This is a genomic window from Mariprofundus aestuarium, from assembly GCF_002795805.1.
In the GTDB taxonomy this organism is placed as follows: domain Bacteria; phylum Pseudomonadota; class Zetaproteobacteria; order Mariprofundales; family Mariprofundaceae; genus Mariprofundus; species Mariprofundus aestuarium.
Genome location: NZ_CP018799.1, coordinates 933676 through 951099 on the forward strand (window position 1 = coordinate 933676; position 17424 = coordinate 951099).

At 52.4% G+C, this 17424-nt stretch carries 22 protein-coding genes and 1 pseudogene; 21 read left to right on the plus strand and 2 right to left on the minus strand.

What is annotated here, in order from left to right; all coding sequences use genetic code 11:
- Positions 1-100 precede the first annotated feature (100 nt).
- From Ga0123461_RS04625 to Ga0123461_RS04660, 10 genes and pseudogenes are all read left to right on the plus strand, one after another.
- A complete protein-coding gene (locus Ga0123461_RS04625; RefSeq protein WP_100277257.1) occupies positions 101-736 on the plus strand; it encodes a thermostable hemolysin in 636 nt (211 codons plus the stop codon).
- Positions 733-2232 (plus strand): AMP-binding protein, encoded by a 1500-nt coding sequence (locus tag Ga0123461_RS04630; protein ID WP_100277258.1) that lies wholly within the window; start codon positions 733-735, stop codon positions 2230-2232. Before Ga0123461_RS04625 ends, Ga0123461_RS04630 begins: the two co-directional genes overlap by 4 nt.
- Positions 2233-2898, plus strand: a complete 666-nt coding sequence (locus Ga0123461_RS04635; protein WP_100277259.1) for a TenA family transcriptional regulator — start codon at positions 2233-2235, stop codon at positions 2896-2898.
- On the plus strand, positions 2898-3689 hold the full coding sequence (locus tag Ga0123461_RS04640) for an SDR family oxidoreductase (protein WP_100277260.1): 792 nt from the start codon (positions 2898-2900) through the stop codon (positions 3687-3689). The genes Ga0123461_RS04635 and Ga0123461_RS04640 overlap by 1 nt, the downstream gene beginning before the upstream one ends.
- Positions 3690-3698: 9 nt before the next feature.
- Positions 3699-4361, plus strand: a complete 663-nt coding sequence (locus Ga0123461_RS04645) for a tetratricopeptide repeat protein (RefSeq protein ID WP_198507157.1) — start codon at positions 3699-3701, stop codon at positions 4359-4361.
- Positions 4362-4494: 133 nt separating this feature from the next.
- On the plus strand, positions 4495-5154 hold the full coding sequence (locus tag Ga0123461_RS04650) for a B-box zinc finger protein (protein ID WP_100277262.1): 660 nt from the start codon (positions 4495-4497) through the stop codon (positions 5152-5154).
- Positions 5147-5197 (plus strand): annotated as a pseudogene (locus Ga0123461_RS12780) (prepilin-type N-terminal cleavage/methylation domain-containing protein); the annotation flags it as partial. The gene Ga0123461_RS04650 and the pseudogene Ga0123461_RS12780, both read left to right, overlap by 8 nt.
- 325 nt (positions 5198-5522) lie before the next feature.
- Positions 5523-5654, plus strand: coding sequence for a hypothetical protein (locus Ga0123461_RS12690; RefSeq protein ID WP_257790597.1), 132 nt, complete (start codon positions 5523-5525; stop codon positions 5652-5654).
- Between the two features lie 71 nt (positions 5655-5725).
- Positions 5726-5917 carry a hypothetical protein gene (locus Ga0123461_RS12545; protein WP_232710371.1) on the plus strand — a complete coding sequence of 64 codons (192 nt, stop codon included), beginning with the start codon at positions 5726-5728 and terminating at the stop codon, positions 5915-5917.
- Between the two features lie 85 nt (positions 5918-6002).
- Positions 6003-6224 carry an NF038104 family lipoprotein gene (locus tag Ga0123461_RS04660; RefSeq protein WP_100277264.1) on the plus strand — a complete coding sequence of 74 codons (222 nt, stop codon included), beginning with the start codon at positions 6003-6005 and terminating at the stop codon, positions 6222-6224.
- On the opposite strand, the gene Ga0123461_RS04665 is transcribed toward Ga0123461_RS04660, so the two are convergent.
- Both Ga0123461_RS04665 and Ga0123461_RS04670 read right to left on the minus strand, forming a co-directional pair.
- Positions 6213-6482: a GIY-YIG nuclease family protein gene (locus Ga0123461_RS04665; RefSeq protein WP_100277265.1), complete on the minus strand. Its 270-nt coding sequence runs from the start codon at positions 6480-6482 to the stop codon at positions 6213-6215. The genes Ga0123461_RS04660 and Ga0123461_RS04665 overlap by 12 nt on opposite strands.
- Entirely contained in the window at positions 6472-8349 is a 1878-nt protein-coding gene (locus Ga0123461_RS04670; RefSeq protein WP_100277266.1) for an ATP-binding cassette domain-containing protein, read from the minus strand. Before Ga0123461_RS04670 ends, Ga0123461_RS04665 begins: the two co-directional genes overlap by 11 nt.
- Before the next feature lie 89 nt (positions 8350-8438).
- Here Ga0123461_RS04670 and Ga0123461_RS04675 point away from each other — a divergent pair, with 89 nt between their 5' ends.
- From Ga0123461_RS04675 to recO, 11 genes are all read left to right on the plus strand, one after another.
- Entirely contained in the window at positions 8439-8864 is a 426-nt protein-coding gene (locus Ga0123461_RS04675) for a secondary thiamine-phosphate synthase enzyme YjbQ (RefSeq protein WP_100277267.1), read from the plus strand.
- 493 nt (positions 8865-9357) lie between these two features.
- Positions 9358-10110 carry an endonuclease gene (locus Ga0123461_RS04680; protein ID WP_198507126.1) on the plus strand — a complete coding sequence of 251 codons (753 nt, stop codon included), beginning with the start codon at positions 9358-9360 and terminating at the stop codon, positions 10108-10110.
- A 36-nt stretch (positions 10111-10146) separates the two neighbouring features.
- Entirely contained in the window at positions 10147-11205 is a 1059-nt protein-coding gene (locus Ga0123461_RS04685; RefSeq protein WP_100277268.1) for a hypothetical protein, read from the plus strand.
- A 62-nt stretch (positions 11206-11267) separates the two neighbouring features.
- Positions 11268-11825 (plus strand): hypothetical protein, encoded by a 558-nt coding sequence (locus Ga0123461_RS04690; RefSeq protein ID WP_157819227.1) that lies wholly within the window; start codon positions 11268-11270, stop codon positions 11823-11825.
- Positions 11822-12076 carry a hypothetical protein gene (locus tag Ga0123461_RS04695; protein WP_100277270.1) on the plus strand — a complete coding sequence of 85 codons (255 nt, stop codon included), beginning with the start codon at positions 11822-11824 and terminating at the stop codon, positions 12074-12076. The genes Ga0123461_RS04690 and Ga0123461_RS04695 overlap by 4 nt, the downstream gene beginning before the upstream one ends.
- Positions 12077-12165: 89 nt before the next feature.
- Positions 12166-13986 carry a translation elongation factor 4 gene (gene lepA, locus Ga0123461_RS04700; RefSeq protein ID WP_100278683.1) on the plus strand — a complete coding sequence of 607 codons (1821 nt, stop codon included), beginning with the start codon at positions 12166-12168 and terminating at the stop codon, positions 13984-13986.
- A complete protein-coding gene (lepB, locus tag Ga0123461_RS04705; RefSeq protein WP_100277271.1) occupies positions 13986-14657 on the plus strand; it encodes a signal peptidase I in 672 nt (223 codons plus the stop codon). The genes lepA and lepB overlap by 1 nt, the downstream gene beginning before the upstream one ends.
- A gap of 16 nt (positions 14658-14673) precedes the next feature.
- Positions 14674-15132 carry a hypothetical protein gene (locus Ga0123461_RS04710; protein ID WP_157819228.1) on the plus strand — a complete coding sequence of 153 codons (459 nt, stop codon included), beginning with the start codon at positions 14674-14676 and terminating at the stop codon, positions 15130-15132.
- A gap of 1 nt (position 15133) precedes the next feature.
- A complete protein-coding gene (gene rnc, locus Ga0123461_RS04715) occupies positions 15134-15799 on the plus strand; it encodes a ribonuclease III (RefSeq protein ID WP_232710372.1) in 666 nt (221 codons plus the stop codon).
- Positions 15796-16716: a GTPase Era gene (era, locus tag Ga0123461_RS04720; protein ID WP_100277274.1), complete on the plus strand. Its 921-nt coding sequence runs from the start codon at positions 15796-15798 to the stop codon at positions 16714-16716. The genes rnc and era overlap by 4 nt, the downstream gene beginning before the upstream one ends.
- A 3-nt stretch (positions 16717-16719) precedes the next feature.
- Positions 16720-17412, plus strand: coding sequence for a DNA repair protein RecO (gene recO, locus Ga0123461_RS04725; RefSeq protein ID WP_100277275.1), 693 nt, complete (start codon positions 16720-16722; stop codon positions 17410-17412).
- The last annotated feature ends 12 nt before the right edge of the window (positions 17413-17424 follow it).

The window sequence follows — 17424 nt, forward strand, 5'->3', positions numbered from 1 at the left end:
GTATGATCGCTCCTAGCCTGCTGGTCCCCGCTGGTACGTTCCTGTATTGGTGGAAGAGATAAGCCTGTTTCTTCAATAAAGAGTGATGGAGATATCTTGAGTGTTTGAAGTGCTTCACAAAGGCCATTCCTCTTACGGGCCAGCTACTGAGTTTGTTCGCGAGAATTTTCATCGCACCTACGGAGCGGATGTCCGCACCTTTATGCCTAATTTCATTCGCATCAAAGATCGCCATGATCATACCAAGGCGGTGGTGGGTTACCGCGACGCTGCAGATGGTCCGCTCTATCTCGAGAAATATATGGATGAGCCGATTGAGCTTGCGATTTCACGCTATCTGGCTACCCCTGTTGATCGCTCGGAGATTGTCGAAGTGGGAAATCTGGCTGAGGCGAGGCCGGGCGATGCGCGCTTGGCGATCATCGGTGCTACCTCCTTTTTTCATACTGCCGGTTTCCGCTGGGTGGCTTTCACCGGCGTAACTCGCCTGCGTAATGCCTTTGTGCGGCTGGGTATGTCGCCTAAACAGCTGCTCGAAGCCGATCAACGGCGCCTGCCTGAGGAGGAGGTGAAGCAATGGGGTCGCTATTACGACGATGGTGATCCGGTGATCTGCTTTGGCTCGATTCAGGAGGGGCATGATAACCTGCAGGAGTTATGGGCCGCATTACGGGATACCTGGGCCGCTGCTGAAGAAGAGGGTGAAAAGATTGCCAGGATTAAGAAATACACATGAGCCGGGTGATCGAAGCGATAGGACGCTTTGCCGCTGATTCACCGGATCGAATCGCCATTGAGAGCGGTTTCCCCTCTACACTTGTAAGTTACGCAACCCTCTCCTCTCATATCACTGTCCTGACAGATGAACTTCGCAGCCACAATGTCTCCACATTGGCGCTGGCTGGCGATAATGGTGCTGGCTGGGTGGTGATGGATCTGGGCTGCCTGAATGCCGGGATTCCGGTGATTCCCGTCCCTCATTTTTTTTCCCCGACTCAAGTTGCCCATCTGTTTCATGCTGCAGGAGTCGACGGCGTTCTTACAGATAGTCCCGAGTCGATCCGCAAACTCTGCGAACAGATGAAGCTACCTCATATCGAAGCGAAAGAGATTACCCTTGGTTTTCTATCGCTTTATCTTTTTGTGCTGCCTGAATCTAAAACGCAACTGCCTGAGGATTGCAGCAAGGTGACCTTCACCTCTGGCTCAACAGGGGAACCCAAAGGCGCGGTGCTGACACAGCAGGCGATGGAGCAGGTGGCTTCATCACTGGCAGAGGTGACCGGTGCCAGGTGCGATGATCGACATCTGTCTCTGCTTCCTTATGCAACACTTCTGGAGAACATCGGTGGCCTCTATGCGCCTTTTCTGGTCGGGGCGACAATCTGTTCGCCGGGGCTCGCTGCCGTTGGTTTAAGCGGATCTTCAGGGTTGGATGTGAACCGCTTTATGGGCATGCTGATCATCACGAAAGCGACTACATGTATTATGATTCCGCAGATGCTGCATGCGCTGGTGGCTGCTGTTGAGGCGGGCGCACCAAAGCCTGAAACGCTGCGCTATATCGCTGTCGGTGGCGCGCCGGTTTCTACCCACCTACTGGAGCGAGCCGAAAAACTAGGGCTTCCAGTGTATGAAGGGTATGGCCTCTCCGAGGCGGCCAGCGTGGTTGCCGTGAACAGTGAGGGTGTGAAAAGGGCTGGCAGTGTCGGCAAGCTTCTGCCACATGTAGAGCTCTCCTTTGCCGGCGACGGCGAGATTCTTGTTGGAGGGAGTCTGTTTAAGGGGTATCTCGGCGAACCAGGTTTTACCGGAAAACAGTGGCCGACCGGTGACATAGGTCATATAGATGAGGAGGGGTTTCTTTATCTTACAGGCCGCAAGAAACATATCTTTATCACCGCTTTTGGCCGTAACGTTTCACCGGAATGGGTGGAGCGTGAACTCTCTATTGAGCCTGCGGTTGCACAGTGCTGCGTGTTCGGCGAGGCGCGTCCGTTCAATGTGGCGGTGATCGTGGCGCGCAGTGGAGTTGGTGAAGAGGTTATCAGAACGGCCGTGAATGCAGCCAATGGAAGATTGCCCGATTATGCCCGTGTATCCAGCTGGCTGATTGCTGATGAGCCTTTTAGTATTGAAGGTGGTCTCTGGACGGGTACCGGAAGACCACGCCGTAAACAGATTTATGCATTTTATGAAGAGGCTGTCGAAGCCCTCTATAAGGAGTCCTGAATGGCATTTTACGATGAACTGACTGCAGCAACAGAGGTTGACCGCAACAGTCTGATCTCCATCCCCTTTATCCAGATGGGAGCAGCTGGAAAGCTTTCGCTGGAGAGCTATATCGCATTTCTGACGCAAGCATACCACCATGTGAAGCATACCACGCCGCTGTTGATGGCAACCGGCGGTCGACTGCCTGGGCGGCTGGAGTGGCTGCGCGAGGCAGTTGGTGAATATATTGAAGAGGAGATGGGGCACCAGGAGTGGATCCTGAACGATATCGAGGCTTGTGGCGGCGATAAGGAGGCCGTACGCACCGGTATGCCTCACCCTGCTACCGAGCTAATGGTGGCCTACGCCTACGATACGGTCTACCGTAATAATCCTGTTGGATTCTTCGGCATGGTGTTGGTGCTGGAGGGGACAAGCGTATCACTGGCCACGCATGCGGCCGGCAATATCGAGAAGAGCCTGGGCTTACCGAAAAAGTCGTTCTCCTACCTTAATTCCCACGGTTCACTTGATGTCAGCCATGTCGATTTTTATGAGAAACTGATGAATCGCCTCGACCATGAGGAGGACAGGCAGGCTGTAGTTCACTGCGCCAAAATGTTCTACAAGCTGTATGGCGATATCTTTCGTGCTCTGCCAATGATCGCGCTGGAGGAAAGCTGATGGATATCAGAGATAAACGGGTCGTACTGACCGGCGCCGGTGGCGGCATGGGAAGCATCCTGGCCTCAGAGCTGGCCAAGCGTGGCGCCAAGCTTGCGTTGGTCGATGCCAATGCCGAGGCGCTGGAGAGGGTTGCCGCCGGGATCGTGGATGCGCACACCGTTACTGGTGACCTCTCATCCGCATCAGGGTGTCAGGCCGTGGCCGGGCAGTGCAGCGAGTTGCTCGGCGGCATTGATCTGCTGATCAATCTGGCTGGCTTGAACAGCTTTGCCGCCTTTGAGGATGAGAGTGCGGAGAAGATCGAGCTTATGATGCATGTGAACCTGCTTGCCCCGATGTGGCTGGCTCGCGCCTTTCTTCCCACCATGCTTGACCAGAATTCGGGCCGCATTGTCAATGTGGGCTCCATCTTCGGCTCGATCGGTTTTGCCTATTTCGCAACCTATTCAGCCACCAAGTTCGGTCTGCGCGGTTTCTCCGAAGCGCTGCGTCGTGAATTGGTCGACTCCGGAGTGAGTGTGACCTATGTTGCGCCTCGAGCGGTAAAAACACCGATGAACACAGGCCCTGTAGTACGTATGGGCAAAGCGACCGGTATGAATATGGATGAACCTGAAGCGGTGGTTGAAAAGATTATCGCGTCGATTGAGAATGATCGTAAGGATGTTTATCTCGGTTTCCCCGAATCCCTGTTTGTCCGCATCAACGGCTTGCTTCCGAGAATCGTCGACGGGTCGCTTGCAGCCAAGGATCGGATTGCACGTAAATTTGCCAAAGGAGAGAAGTAACATATGAAGATGAATAGGCTTTTTTCGACAGTTGCTGTGGCCCTGTCGCTTTCACTGACATCGGGTATTGCTGTGGCTGATGAGGTCGATGATGGCGTGCGTGGATTGCAGGCCGAGTGGGCTATCGCCAACTATAAGACAGCAGAGAATGATAAAGAAGCGGCATTCAAGGCGCTGGTAGATAAGGCTGCAGCGCTGAATGCCAAATATGCGGATCGTCCTGAACCGAAGATATGGGAAGCCATTATCCGCGCTGGATACGCAGGTGCGATGGGTGGCATGTCTTCGATGTTTAATGCCATGCCACAGATGGAGAAGGGGCGTGACCTGCTGCTTGAGGCGGAAAAGATCGATGCTAACGTCATGAATGGTTCCGTTTATACGACGCTGGGCAGCTTCTACTACATGGTGCCGGGTGGTTTTGTCGGATTTGGTGATGATGACAAGGCAGAGGCTTATCTGACAAAAGCGATTGAGATTGCACCGGATGATATGGATGCCAACTACTTTGCCGGTGACTTCTGGCTGGAGGAGAAGAAGTACAAAAAGGCAATTCCATACCTTGAGAAGGTGCTGAGTCTGCCTGCTGTCGAAGGTCGTCCGATTTATTCGGAAGGTCGCAAGGGTGAAGCGGCAGCCAAGCTGGCGATCGCTAAGAAGAAGGCCCACTAAAGGCAGTTAACGCTGCAGAATATTTGCGTGGCTTGAATGCGCTGGAAAGCGGGTGGCGATTGCCGCCCGCTTTTTTTATATGGTAATGGATTGATCCCTAGTGGCTGGCAGGCTTCAGACTGATTGAACTCAGATGGCCAAATGGCGCAATATTTTGGCTGGAAGCGGTGGTATGCTTGGCCTGTTTGTCGGCAATGACCGCGGCATAGTGAAATCGAGCGTGGTTGTTAAAATCCATCAAATGATTGTTGTGAAAGGGTTTTTGCACTATAATCAGTACATGAAAGAAAAAAGTGCAGCAGCAAATAAACGTCGACCTCTTGTTCTGAAAATCAAGGATGGTACTACCAAGCCCATCTACTGCGACGACCACCCTGAGGGTCGGGCTACATTCAGGTGCCTGAAATGCGGTCACTTATTCTGTGAAGCGTGCGTCGGCGGAGAAGACGGTGATAAAACCTACTGCATCAATTGCAAGGGCTTCTATGAACAGGATGAGAAGCGACGTCAGGCGCAAGAGAAGAAGGCAGTTGCCGCTCCATCATTAAAAAAAGCCGAGTTGACACTTGCTGCACTGGGGGTAGGGGTGTCTCTTGCCTTGGGTTATTATGTGTATGAAAACAGCAAGGATCCTGTCATCAACAGGGGTGGTTTGAGTGTGGAAGAGACGGAAATGGTGCAGGATGCCAATCGCTTGGTAAGTGAAACCGATCGCCTCGTGCGTGAGGGTATCATTGAGTCCGAACGTTTGCTTGCTACACCAGTGGAGTCGCTTGGGGATGAGTATGAATAACAGGGAATCAGGCTTCACACTGATCGAGGTTACCATTGCCATGTCTATTATTGGCATACTTGCGTCTATTTCTGTACCGTCCTATCGTATTTTCAAACAGAATTCTGAGTTGACGATAGCAGAAACCAATCTTCGCAACGGGCTTAATTATTTTGCTGCAGGAATGGAGTACCACCCCGCTACTGGGTCGCTTGGCGAATTGGTTACTCAGGGCTACCTTCCAAATATTCCCAATGATCCATGGACATCGAAAAGCCCGGTGGTTACCAGCACCGAAGAGGTGGGTGACTGGTTTTACTCAAATGACGGGCAGGAATTGGTTCTCTATGCTTTGAGTGGAAGAGGAAAAGAAATCAGAGTGCCCAGCCTTGGCAATACAGCACCTGGAGCAGCTGGAGCTGGAGCTGGAGCTGGAGCTGGAGCTGGAGCTGGAGCTGGAGCTGGAGCTGGAGCTGGAGCTGGAGCTGGAGCTGGAGCTGGAGCTGGAGCTGGAGCTTTGACTCCAGCGCAAACAGCCATGCAGGTTCAAATAGATGCTGCTCAAGCTATACTGAATGCTGCAAACACACAGATGACATCCCTACAGGATACATTGGCTCAGGCTCAGGCCGCTCTTGCGGCTGCTAAGGGAAAGGCTAAAGCAGAGAAGAAGGCGGTGAAGAATGCACAAAAGGCCATCAAAGCATTCAGTAAAACCCTCAGTAGTGCACAGGCCGCTGTCACTTCCCTTCAGGCTCAATATGATGGACTGCCACCAGCATAACTGATCTGAAATTATTGTCCTGCATCCTTGCCAGATAGTGTCATGGCAAAGATGCGCCATATCCCATTAATTTTTCGAGGTCACTATGCATAAAATGATTCTGATTCTAGTCGCGCTCTTTGGGCTCTCCGGTTGTGTTGTTGGTGCCGTGGTTGGAACCGCTGTCGATGTTGCCGTTGAGGTGGTTAAGGTGCCGTTTAAGGTGGGTGGTGCCGTGGTTGATGCGGTCAGTGACGATGAAGAGGATGAGGTGAAAGCCGACGAGGCTGATGCGGCCGAAGAGGCTGCCCAGATATCAGGCGATTGAGCCACGCTGGATAAAGGCTTCTTTTTCAATTTTGTGCATCTTCTTGATTTTTATTTCCATTTTCAGTGCATCCGAATGCGTTCCGATCCTCTCTGAGAAAACCAGCTGAAGAGGCCCTTTACCGCGTAGGAATTTTGCCCCTTTGCCTTCGCTGTGCTCACTGAATCTGCGTGTCACGTCGGTGGTGATGCCGGTATAGAGCTGACCACCGCTGCAGCGGATCAGGTAGAGGTGCCAAGTGCCTAGTTTATCCGGCACTCTCCAGCTCCTCTCCGGCTTCCATCCACGCCTCTTCGGTCTCCTGCAGTCTCACTTCAACCTGCCTGTGTTCAATGGTGAGTAATTTCAACCTTTCGGCTCCACTGCCCTCATACAGGGCAGGGTCAGCGAGTTCACTATCCAGTTCATCTTTGCGTTCGTGCAGCTTCTCAAGTTCGGCCTCAAGTTTTTTCAGTCGGTTGCGCAGTGGCTGCAGTGCTTTGCGCTGTTCAGCTTTGAGCCGTCGGTCATCCTTTCGCGATGGCTGTGCAGGGCTCTTCTCCTCTGCATCTTCATCACGCAGCTCCAATAGCCATTTTGAATAATCGTCCAGATCGCCGTCAAAGGGGCTTACTGAGCCGTTTGAAACCAGCATCAGCGAATCGCAAACGGTGCGTAGGAGGTGTCGGTCATGTGAGACAAGGATCATTGCCCCTTCAAAACTCTGCAAGGCCATATTCAATGCGTGGCGCATTTCGAGGTCGAGGTGGTTGGTCGGCTCATCAAGCAGCAGCAGGTTTGGCTGCTGATACACCAGCATGGCCAGAACCAGTCGCGCTTTTTCGCCACCAGAGAAGGGGCCGACAGGCGCCAGTGACATATCATCCCTGAAATCGAAACCGCCAAGGAATTTTCTGGCCTCTTTCTCCTGTAGTTGGCCATCCAGCAGGCGAAGATGCTGCAGAGGTGAGAGTTCATTGTGTAGCTGCTCAAGCTGGTGCTGGGCAAAATAACCGATGGATAGATTCCTGGCCCTCTCGCAATTCCCTTTTTGCGCCGGGATCTCCCCAGCCAGCAGTTTGATCAGTGTCGACTTGCCCTCGCCATTGGGGCCAAGCAGGCCGATGCGCTCTCCCGGCAGCAAGTTGAAAGAGACGTTGGAGAGTATCGTGGTTTTGCCATATCCGGCGCTTGCCCGGGTCAGTCGTAGCAGTGGGTTGGGAACCGCGCCCGGATGGGTGAAGGCAAAGGAGAAGGGGGAGTCGACATGGGCTGGAGCAATCAGTTGCATCCGCTCCAGTGCCTTGATGCGACTCTGTGCCTGGGTGGCTTTGGTCGCTTTGGCTTTGAAGCGGTTGATGAAGCTGGTCATGTGGGCAATCTGTTTCTGCTGTTTCTCATAACCGGCTTGCTGCAGTGCCAGCTTCTCTGCCCTGATGTGCTCAAATGCCGAGTAGTTACCAGAATAAAGCGTGAGGACCTCATGCTCAACATGGCCAATTTTATTGACGCAGCGATCGAGGAAGTCGCGGTCGTGCGAAATAAGCAGCATCGCCCCGCGATAATTTTTTAACCACTTCTCCAGCCAAACAACCGCCTCCAGGTCGAGGTGGTTGGTTGGTTCATCTAGCAGAAGAAGGTCAGAACGACACATCAGTGCATGGGCAAGATTCAGGCGCATGCGCCATCCGCCTGAGAAGTCGGAGACCAGCTTGTCCTCTGTACCTACTGCGAAACCCAAACCGTGCATCAGTCGGGCAGCACGGGCACGCGCTGAATACCCGTCGACTGCAGCCAGTTTTTCATGCAGTTCCGCGACCTTGATGCCGTTATGCTGCTGCTCTGCTTCATGCAGCTGAGCCTGAAGCAGGGTGAGCTCCGCATCACCCTGCATGACGTAATTAATAGCAGGCAGTGGCAGAGCAGGGGTCTCCTGTTCGACATGGGCAATGGCAATGTTTTTGTCCATGCGGAAGCAGCCGCTATCCTCCTCCAGCTTTCCGTGCACCATCGCAAAGAGCGACGATTTTCCGCAGCCATTGGCACCGGTAATGCCGATCCGGTCGCCTGTATGAACGGTGAAGCTCATATCGCCGAACAGCAGTTTATTACCGCGCCTTAAGGATACCTTGTCAAAATAGAGCATGCGGCATTTTAGGGGCATGTGGATGAATTGCATCCATGCATTTTTTTGCACAGGAGGCAGAGTTATGGGTGGGTTAAAGAGAGGTGACTATGTGGGTACAGAAAACAGTTCGACTGCAGGCTAAGTCCAGAGGCTTTCATCTGGTGACTCGTGATCTGGTTGAGCAGTTGTCCGAGCTTCGGGAGTTCAAGGTGGGACTGGCTCACTTTTTCATTCAACACACCAGTGCAAGCCTGACCATCAATGAGAACGCAGACCCGACTGTCCGCGCGGATATGGAGGCGCACTTCAATCACTTTGTGCCTGAGAACCAGAACTACTATCGCCACACCCTGGAGGGGGATGATGATATGCCCGCCCACATCAAGGCGAGCACGATCGGTTCTTCGATCTCCATTCCGATCAGCAACGGGTCGCTTACGCTGGGAACGTGGCAGGGCATCTATCTGGGCGAGCATCGTGACCATGGTGGAAGCCGCCAGGTTGTCGTTACCCTGCATGGTGAGGCAATTTAACTCCCCTGATCTAGCCTGCTGTTTGGGTATAAAGCAGGGTGAAGTGGCCTGTTCTGCTCTCTCATGAACAGGCGAAAATCGCTGAAGTCGTTGCAGGAAAAGGGCTTGTAGCATCTCTCCACAGAAGCTGTGGATAACTCAGTGGATAGAATTTTGCATATCGTTGTGTGTCATGCCGTTGTCACAGGCGTGATGCCTATGCCTAAAATATAGGCTTATTATATTGTCACTATATAACAAGTATTTATGCGCACAATGGTAATGTAAATTATTGCTTGTGACTGTAACGTGTGTGAGTGGTTTGTAAGCTGTTTTTGTCGGTGGATAAGCAGGGTGAACAGGGCTTTTTCTCCTACAGTTACAGGCTCTTAAGGGTCTTTGGCCTGTCGTGCAGTCTGACCAAGAGGGTGTTGGTCGTCACAGCATTTCAAGCCTCGACAGCTAACTTCGGGTGATCGAAGATGCCTGTTGTTAAAACATAGATTTAGAACACATGGAAGTACCGCATATGCGAAACATGGACGTTATCCTTTCGAAGAAGATATTCATTCTGATTACCCTGATCGGTTTGCTGCCTGCTGGCGTGCAAGCTGCCGGTAACGAATCGGGTAATAGCTTCAGTAGTGCTAAAAAAGAGCTGGCGAAGATGTATGACGATCATCGTACGACCTTCTATGCAGGGTGTGAGTATGGCAAAAATGGGCATGTCGAAGGGAAGACGTGCGGTTACAAACCGCGTAAGAACGAGAAACGTGGTAAGAAGATCGAATGGGAGCATGTGGTTCCTGCCTGGGCATTTGGTCATGCGCTGCAGTGCTGGCAGGACAAGGTCTGCTCCAACTCAAAGGGCAAGCTATACAAGGGTCGTAAATGTTGCGGAAAGAGAGACGCAACGTTTCGTGCCATGGAGGCGGACATGCACAACCTGGTGCCTGCGATCGGAGAACTGAACGGGGACCGTTCCAATTTTCGCTACGGTATGATTTCGGGTGAAAGCCGTAATTATGGTGGCGTCGACTTTGAGGTTAATTTCAAACAGAAGGTGGCAGAGCCGGCAGAATCGGTTCGGGGCGATATTGCCCGCACCTACTTCTACATGGAGAAGAGCTACGGCCTGAAGATCGGCAAGAAGCATCGCAGGCTGTTTGCGATTTGGGACCGCAGCGATCCGGTGGATGCTTGGGAGCGTGAACGCAATCAGCGTATTGCATTAATTCAGGGTAACAGTAATTCGTTTGTAGAGTGATTGACCGCATAAGCAGGGTACTCATAGGATGAGTGGGTGAATATTGCAGTATACATTTCAGGGCATGGGTTCGGACACCTGGCGCAGACGGCGCCGGTGCTTAACCGGCTTTATCAGAGCAGGCCGTCATGCCGGTTCCTGATTCGCTGCTCGCTGCCGGAACCTGAGTTGCTAGCACGCCTTGATTTCAATTTTGAGCTTGAATCCGAGCCGGTAGATCTTGGCGTCATCCAGAAAAGTGCGATAGAGGAGGATCGGGAGGGCTCTATAGCGCAAATGCGTGCGTGGACAGTGGGGCTTGATACGAGAATAGATCGTGAGGTCTCGCTGCTAAATGCTTTTAAACCTGATCTGGTTCTCTCCGATATCTCTCCCTTGGCTTTTCCGGCTGCCAGAGCTTTGGCTGTTCCCGGCATTGGGCTGGCGACACTGGACTGGCACACGATCTATTCACACTGGCTGGATGCCAATGATCCAATCATTCAGGCTCTGAAGAGAGCATACGAGGTGTGCGACCTGCTGCTTTCGCCGCCGATGGCTATGGATATGCAGGTGTTTCCAAATCGGCAATCCATTCCTCTGATTGCGGCATATCCAGGCAGGGTCAATTTTGTCGCCAGACAAGGTAGAAAGAAGTGTGCGCTGGTCATTTTTGGAGGTTCGAACCAGCCACCGTATGATCTCAATGCGCTTGGGGAGATGAGCGACTGGCTCTTCCTGATTCCCGGTGCTCCCGAGCATGCACCTGACAATGTTCACTCTATCTCTTTCAGCAACAGCCTGAAAGCGGTTGACCTAATGCCGCATGTTGATGCTGTCGTATGTAAACCCGGTTATGGCATTCTTGCAGAGTGCTGGCGAACAAGCAGGCCGATGGTTTGGGTGGAGCGACCTGATTTTCCCGAGTATCCCATGCTGAAAAAATGGCTGGATGAAGTTTTTCCCAGCCAGGGCATGAATCGCAGTGATTTTCAAAGTGGCAACTGGCTGGCCATGCTGGAGGGTGCTGTTGCCTCAACCCGCGAGTTTCCCGATCTTGGCAGGGACGGTGCAGAGGTGGCTTCAGAAATTATTATATCAATGCTTGAGGGGTAAAAAGCGCCCCCAGTGCAATGTTTGCATCTGCCAATCGCTTTCGAATCGGCTACAATAAGCTTATGAGAGATATTCAGGCACCGGTCTGTCCAAATATAGTGGACCTTTTTGTGGTGATCATCACGTGTATGGGTGTGCTGTTTTTGGCCTTCCCCCTGTATGCCGATGAGCAGCCTAGCGCCAAAGTGGAAGTCTCCAGGGTAGAGTTACCCAAGACAGAAAAGGCTGTGAAACAGATCGACGCAGTAGAACCTGAAAAATCTGCTGCAGACAAACAGGTGTCGAAGGCTGTTGCAGCAGAAGAGGGCGATGCCGAAGTCTTCAAACAAGAGCAGATCACAGTCGATATAGAAGCCTTGAAAACACGATTGAAAGAGACGGATGCTATTGGTGTCTTTACCAAGCTGGCCATTCGCAGCGATATCCTCGATCTGGTGGATGAGATTAATCGCTATCGCAAACAGGCCAAGCTTGAATCAAAAATAGCCGAAGTGCGCGCCAGTTTTGATGGCTTGTTGTTGAAAATGGTCGCCCTGCTTGAGGGGGATCCGACCCTTTCCCGCGACCTCTATGTGAGCCGGGAATCTATATGGAAAAGTTTGTTGGAGGTAAAAGCATGAAAAGAATTTTAATGGCCCTGCTGGCAGTGATGTTCATGATCCCGGCGGCTCACGCCGTAACCAAAGCTGAGGATATTGCCACAACGATTATGCTGCGTGGTCATGCATGCCCTGGAAGAACAGTGAGTAATATCAGTGAACGTGAGGATGGCAGCGGCAATAAAACCATTCGCGCAACCTGCCCCAACGGGGCACGATACCAGATCAATGTTTCTGCTAATGGCAGGGTGACTGTTCGACGTTTGAACTGATTGCAAATTAAGAACAGTTCCCGCCGGCTTGAAAATCCTGTCATAACCTTATGGCGCAAGGCGTGGCGCATCGCTACACTGCCGCCCTAATGAGTGCAATTAAGAAAACCCACATCCGCAACTTTTCCATTATCGCCCATATTGATCATGGTAAGTCGACCCTTGCCGATCGCCTGATTGAGGTGACCGGTACCCTCACCGAACGTGAGATGAAAACCAAACAGGTCCTGGACTCGATGGATCTGGAGCAGGAGCGCGGTATTACCATCAAAGCGCAGACTGCAACCTTGAACTACAAGGCGAAGAACGGTGAAATTTATCAGCTGAATCTGATTGATACCCCTGGCCATGTTGATTTCACCTACGAGGTTTCCCGTTCGCTGCAGGCCTGTGAAGGCGCGCTGCTGATTGTTGATGCGGCCCAGGGTGTGGAAGCCCAGACGCTGGCCAATGTATATCTGGCCATGGAGAATAATCTCGAAATCATCCCGGTGATTAACAAGATTGATCTGCCGAGTGCAGATATCGAGGAAGCTAAACGTCAGATTGAGGACATCATCGGTCTTGATGCCTCCTACGCTATTCCTATCTCCGCCAAAACTGGCGTAGGTATTACCGATGTGCTGGAGGCGGTAGTCGAGCATGTGCCACCGCCTGAAGACCATGATGATAAACCACTGCGTGCACTGGTGGTGGACTCGTGGTTCGACTCCTATGTGGGTGCAGTAGCACTGATCCGCGTTTTTGAAGGTACGGTGAAAAAGGGCGACAGGTTCCGCCTGATGTCGATGCCTACTGCATCCTCCTACGAAGTGCAGGATGTTGGTTATTTTGTACCGAAACCGTTTTCCACACCGCAACTCTCTTCAGGGGCCGTGGGCTTTCTGATTGGCGGTATCAAGACGCTGGCTGATCTGAAAGTGGGTGATACGGTCACAACGCTGAAAAATGGTGCGACCAAGCCGCTGCCAGGTTACCGTGAACCCAAGCCAATGGTTTTCTCCGGTCTCTATCCTGTCGATTCCGCCGATTATAATGACCTGCGTGACTCGCTGGAAAAGCTGAATATGAATGATCCGGCCTTCACCTTTGAGCCTGAGAGCTCTTCAGCGCTGGGGCTTGGATTTCGTTGTGGTTTCCTTGGTATGCTGCACATGGAAATCGTGCAGGAGCGACTGGAGCGGGAGTATGACCTCGATCTGATCACCACGGCACCGAGCGTGATTTACCGTATCCATCTGACCGATGGCACTACGATTGAGATCTCCAATCCGAGTGAGTTTCCAGAGCCGCAGGACATTGATCGTATTGAAGAGCCAACGGTGCTGGCTAACATCTTTATGCCGGAAGAGTTTGTCGGCACGATGATCAAACTTTGCCAGGACCGGCGCGGCATGCAGAAGGATATGAAGTTCATCGGGCAGGGGCGCGTGATGCTCACCTATAGTCTGCCACTGGCCGAGATGGTGATCGATTTTTACGATAAGCTTAAATCGGTATCGCGTGGTTATGCATCAATGGACTATGAGCTCTCCGAGTTCACTGTCAGTGATGTGGTAAAGCTTGATGTGCTGGTTCACAACGAGCCTGTAGATGCGCTCTCGCTGATCGTGCACCGCTCCATTGCCGAGTCGCGCGGCCGTGATCTGGTGAAAAAGCTGCGTGAGTTGATTCCGCGCCATCAGTTTGATGTCCCCTTGCAGGCGGCAATCGGTAGCCGTATCTTGGCCCGAGAGACAGTCAAGGGCGTACGCAAGAACGTGACAGCCAAATGTTATGGCGGCGATATATCCCGTAAACGCAAGCTGCTTGAAAAGCAGAAGGCGGGTAAAAAGCGGATGAAATCGATCGGTAGTGTGAACGTGCCGCAGGAAGCATTCCTGGCTGTTCTCAAGCTGGGGGATGGGTAGTGAATAAATCAAACAAGCCGATATGGCGCGAATGGATAGAGAGCCTGCTGGTGATTGCAGTGCTTGCGATAGTGATCCGCAGTTTTGTAGTCGCGCCATTTAAGATTCCTTCCACCAGCATGGTGCCAACACTTGAGATCGGCGATTACCTGTTTGTATTGCGTTACCCCTACGGGTTCCGCATTCCACTGACTGATACCCAGATTCTCTCCAAAGAGGCTGATCGCGGCGATGTTGCTGTGTTCGTTTATCCTGAGGATACGAGCAAGGATTACATCAAGCGCATTGTAGGTATTCCGGGAGACCTGGTGACCTATCGCGACAACCGTCTTTTTGTTAATGGCGAGGAGATGCCGCTGGAGCTGAAGGGTAAACGCGCCTACTACATGGCCGATGGCACCGCCGATGTTTCCGATCTCTATGAGGAGAATCTCTCAGGTATCAAACATCAGGTGCTGCGCAAACATTTTTCAATTCGTGATGGTGAATGGACAGTGCCGGAAGGGCACTACTTTGCGATGGGTGATAACCGCAATAACTCGCGCGATTCCCGTTTCTGGGGTTTTGTGCCGCAGGCTTACATGGTTGGACGCGCGGCAATTATCTGGTGGTCGTGGGACAACGTCACGGGGACCGTGCGCTGGGATCGACTCGGACTTGTACTTGAATAAATCATACTCCGCTGCTGTGTCTCCACTTGTCGTAAGTGAGTCAGAGCGCGGCTTCTCAATGATCTCGATTCTCTTCTGGTTGGGGCTTATCGGGTTTGCTGTCTGGAATGGGGCGCAGGTTTTTCATGCCCATTACATCAACTGGAAAATCCAGGATGTGTTTGAGGGCGTAACCACGAACATGGGCAATGCAAGCGAGATGGATATTCGTGAACGCCTGCCCAAGCTTTACAAGATTAACTACCTTGCCCCCTCCGACCTTTCACAGGAGTTTCACAACAATCTGTTGATCAGGCATGAAGGGACCATGCTGGAGATTTCTTCCATCTATTCGGTGGTAATCTGGCCGCTGGGTCCTGTTGAGCAGCTTGATGAAAAGGGTGGATACGATACCGAAGAGCTGGAGGGGATGGATATTCTGCGCGACAAACTGCGTATCGATATCGAATTCGAGCCTTATGCGATCTCCGAGTAACATGAAAAAGTTGGAGGAGCGGGTTGATTATCGCTTTTCCGATCATGCGCTACTGACCCGTGCCCTGACACACCGTTCGGCCTCGCTTGCCATGAAGGGTAAGCATATGGAGCGGCTTGAGTTTCTTGGTGATGCCGTGTTGGGCCTAGTGATCTCCGAATTTCTGCATGCCCATTTTCCGGACAGGCCGGAAGGGGAGCTCTCACGCATGCGTTCAGCACTTGTCAGGCGTGAGAGCCTGCTTGAGGTGGCCAAAGCGTGGCAGCTGATCCCGCACCTGATTGTCGGTGAGAGTGAGCGATCGGCGAAGGGGATTAAATCTCCCTCGATTGCCGCCAATGCCGTTGAAGCGGTGATTGGCGCAATATTTGAGGATGGTGGCTGGGAGCCTGTGCGTAAGGTTGTGAAAGCCGCCTGGAAATCGATGCTGGCTGATATCGAGCGGGTGGACACATGCGATGCCAAGTCCCGCCTGCAGGAACTTACACAGGCCAATGGCTGGGGACTTCCCGAGTACGAATTGACCGACCACGGTGTCGGGTATTCACCCCGTTTTGAAGCGTTGTGCAGGGTGCAGGGTGATGTGGCCGGAAAAGGTCGCGGTGAACGCAAAAAGCTGGCTGAGATTGCAGCGGCAGAGCAGGCATGGAGAGAGTTGAAGAAATGAGTGATAGCGAAAATAACAGCGATTTCCACTGCGGCACAGTTGCGCTTTTAGGGCGTCCCAATGTGGGCAAGTCCACACTGATGAATAAAATTATCGGTGCCAAGGTGGCGATTGTTACACCCAAACCACAGACCACGCGCCACCGTATTCTCGGTATTTTGTCCGATGATGAGCGCCAAATTATCTTTGTCGATACACCGGGTATTCATCAGGGCAGCAAACAGCTCAATAAGAACATGGTGCGTATCGCTTATGCAGCGGCAGAAGAGGCCGATGTGCTGGCGATCATGCAGGATGCCAGTGTTCCTCTGGACCCCCAGACGCGCATGCTTATCGAACGTTTTGCAGATGGCCGCTTAACCCAACCGCGTATTCACATATTGAACAAGGTGGATAAAGCCAACAAGGACAGATTGTTGCCGCGCCTGATGGAGATGCAGCGCCTTGATCCCGGTGCGATGGCCTATGTGCCGGTTTCTGCCAAAAAAGGCACCCAGATCGACGGCTTGATCAAAGAGATCAGCAAATACCTGCCTCAGCAGCCACCTATCCATGATCCGGAGTGGTTTACTGATCAGAGTCAGCGCCAGCTGGCCGCCGAATATGTGCGTGAACAGGTCTTCCTCTCTATGCATCAGGAGATTCCGTTCCAGACAGCTGTGGATATCGAACGCTTTGAAGAGCATGGCGATATGATTGAAATTGATGCCGTGATCCTGGTCGGTGCCGAACGCCACAAGCCGATGTTGATTGGCAAGGGTGGCGATCGCATGAAGACGGTTGGCACCCGCGCGCGTCAGGGGCTGGAAGAGATTCTCGGTTGCAAGGTTCGCCTCAACCTCTGGGCCAAGGTGGATGAAGACTGGTTCAATCATCCGGGCAAGTTGATAGATCTCGGTTTGGGTTCTGATTCATAGGTCGTGGCCGAAAATCAGGATCAAGCGCTTCTCTTAAGAAGAATACCCTATGGCGATACCTCGCTAATCTGTCATTTTTTGACAGCACATCATGGACGCATTGCCGTTATGGCAAGAGGGGCAAGGCGCCCCAGAAGCCCTTTCAGGGCGTCGCTTGAGCCGCTTTGTTCGCTGCAGATCAGCTGGCGACCCGGCCGCACCGGCATGGGAATGCTCACTGATATTCAGCGCGGCCAAAGTCTACTGGAGGCCTCGCAGTCGCTGGATGGACTGGAACTAATTGCCATTGCATCGCGGCTGTTTCAGGAGGGTGATCCGCACGGGTTTGAGGAGACGGTCTCAGCCCTGAGTTTTCTGGCAGCGCGTAAACAGCAGCAGGGATTGCTGGCGGCAGTATGGCATATGCTTGATCTGGCTGGTTGGCTTGGTAATTTATTCCACTGCTGGCAGTGCGGAGATGAGGTGGCTGGCAGCATGAGCTGGCAGCATGGACATCTGCTTTGTGAGAACTGTCTGCAGGATGGTGGAAATCGCATGCCGGTATCAGCAGGCTTGCGTAAGTCGATTGCAGGGGTGCTGGAGGGGTGCAATATTCAGCTCTCTGTAGAGAATGTTAGTACATGGCGGGAAATTATCCGGCTGGTACTGAAAGAGCACGGCTTGAAAGCCACGGATAGTTTTAAAGCCCAATATTAAACATGATTAGGG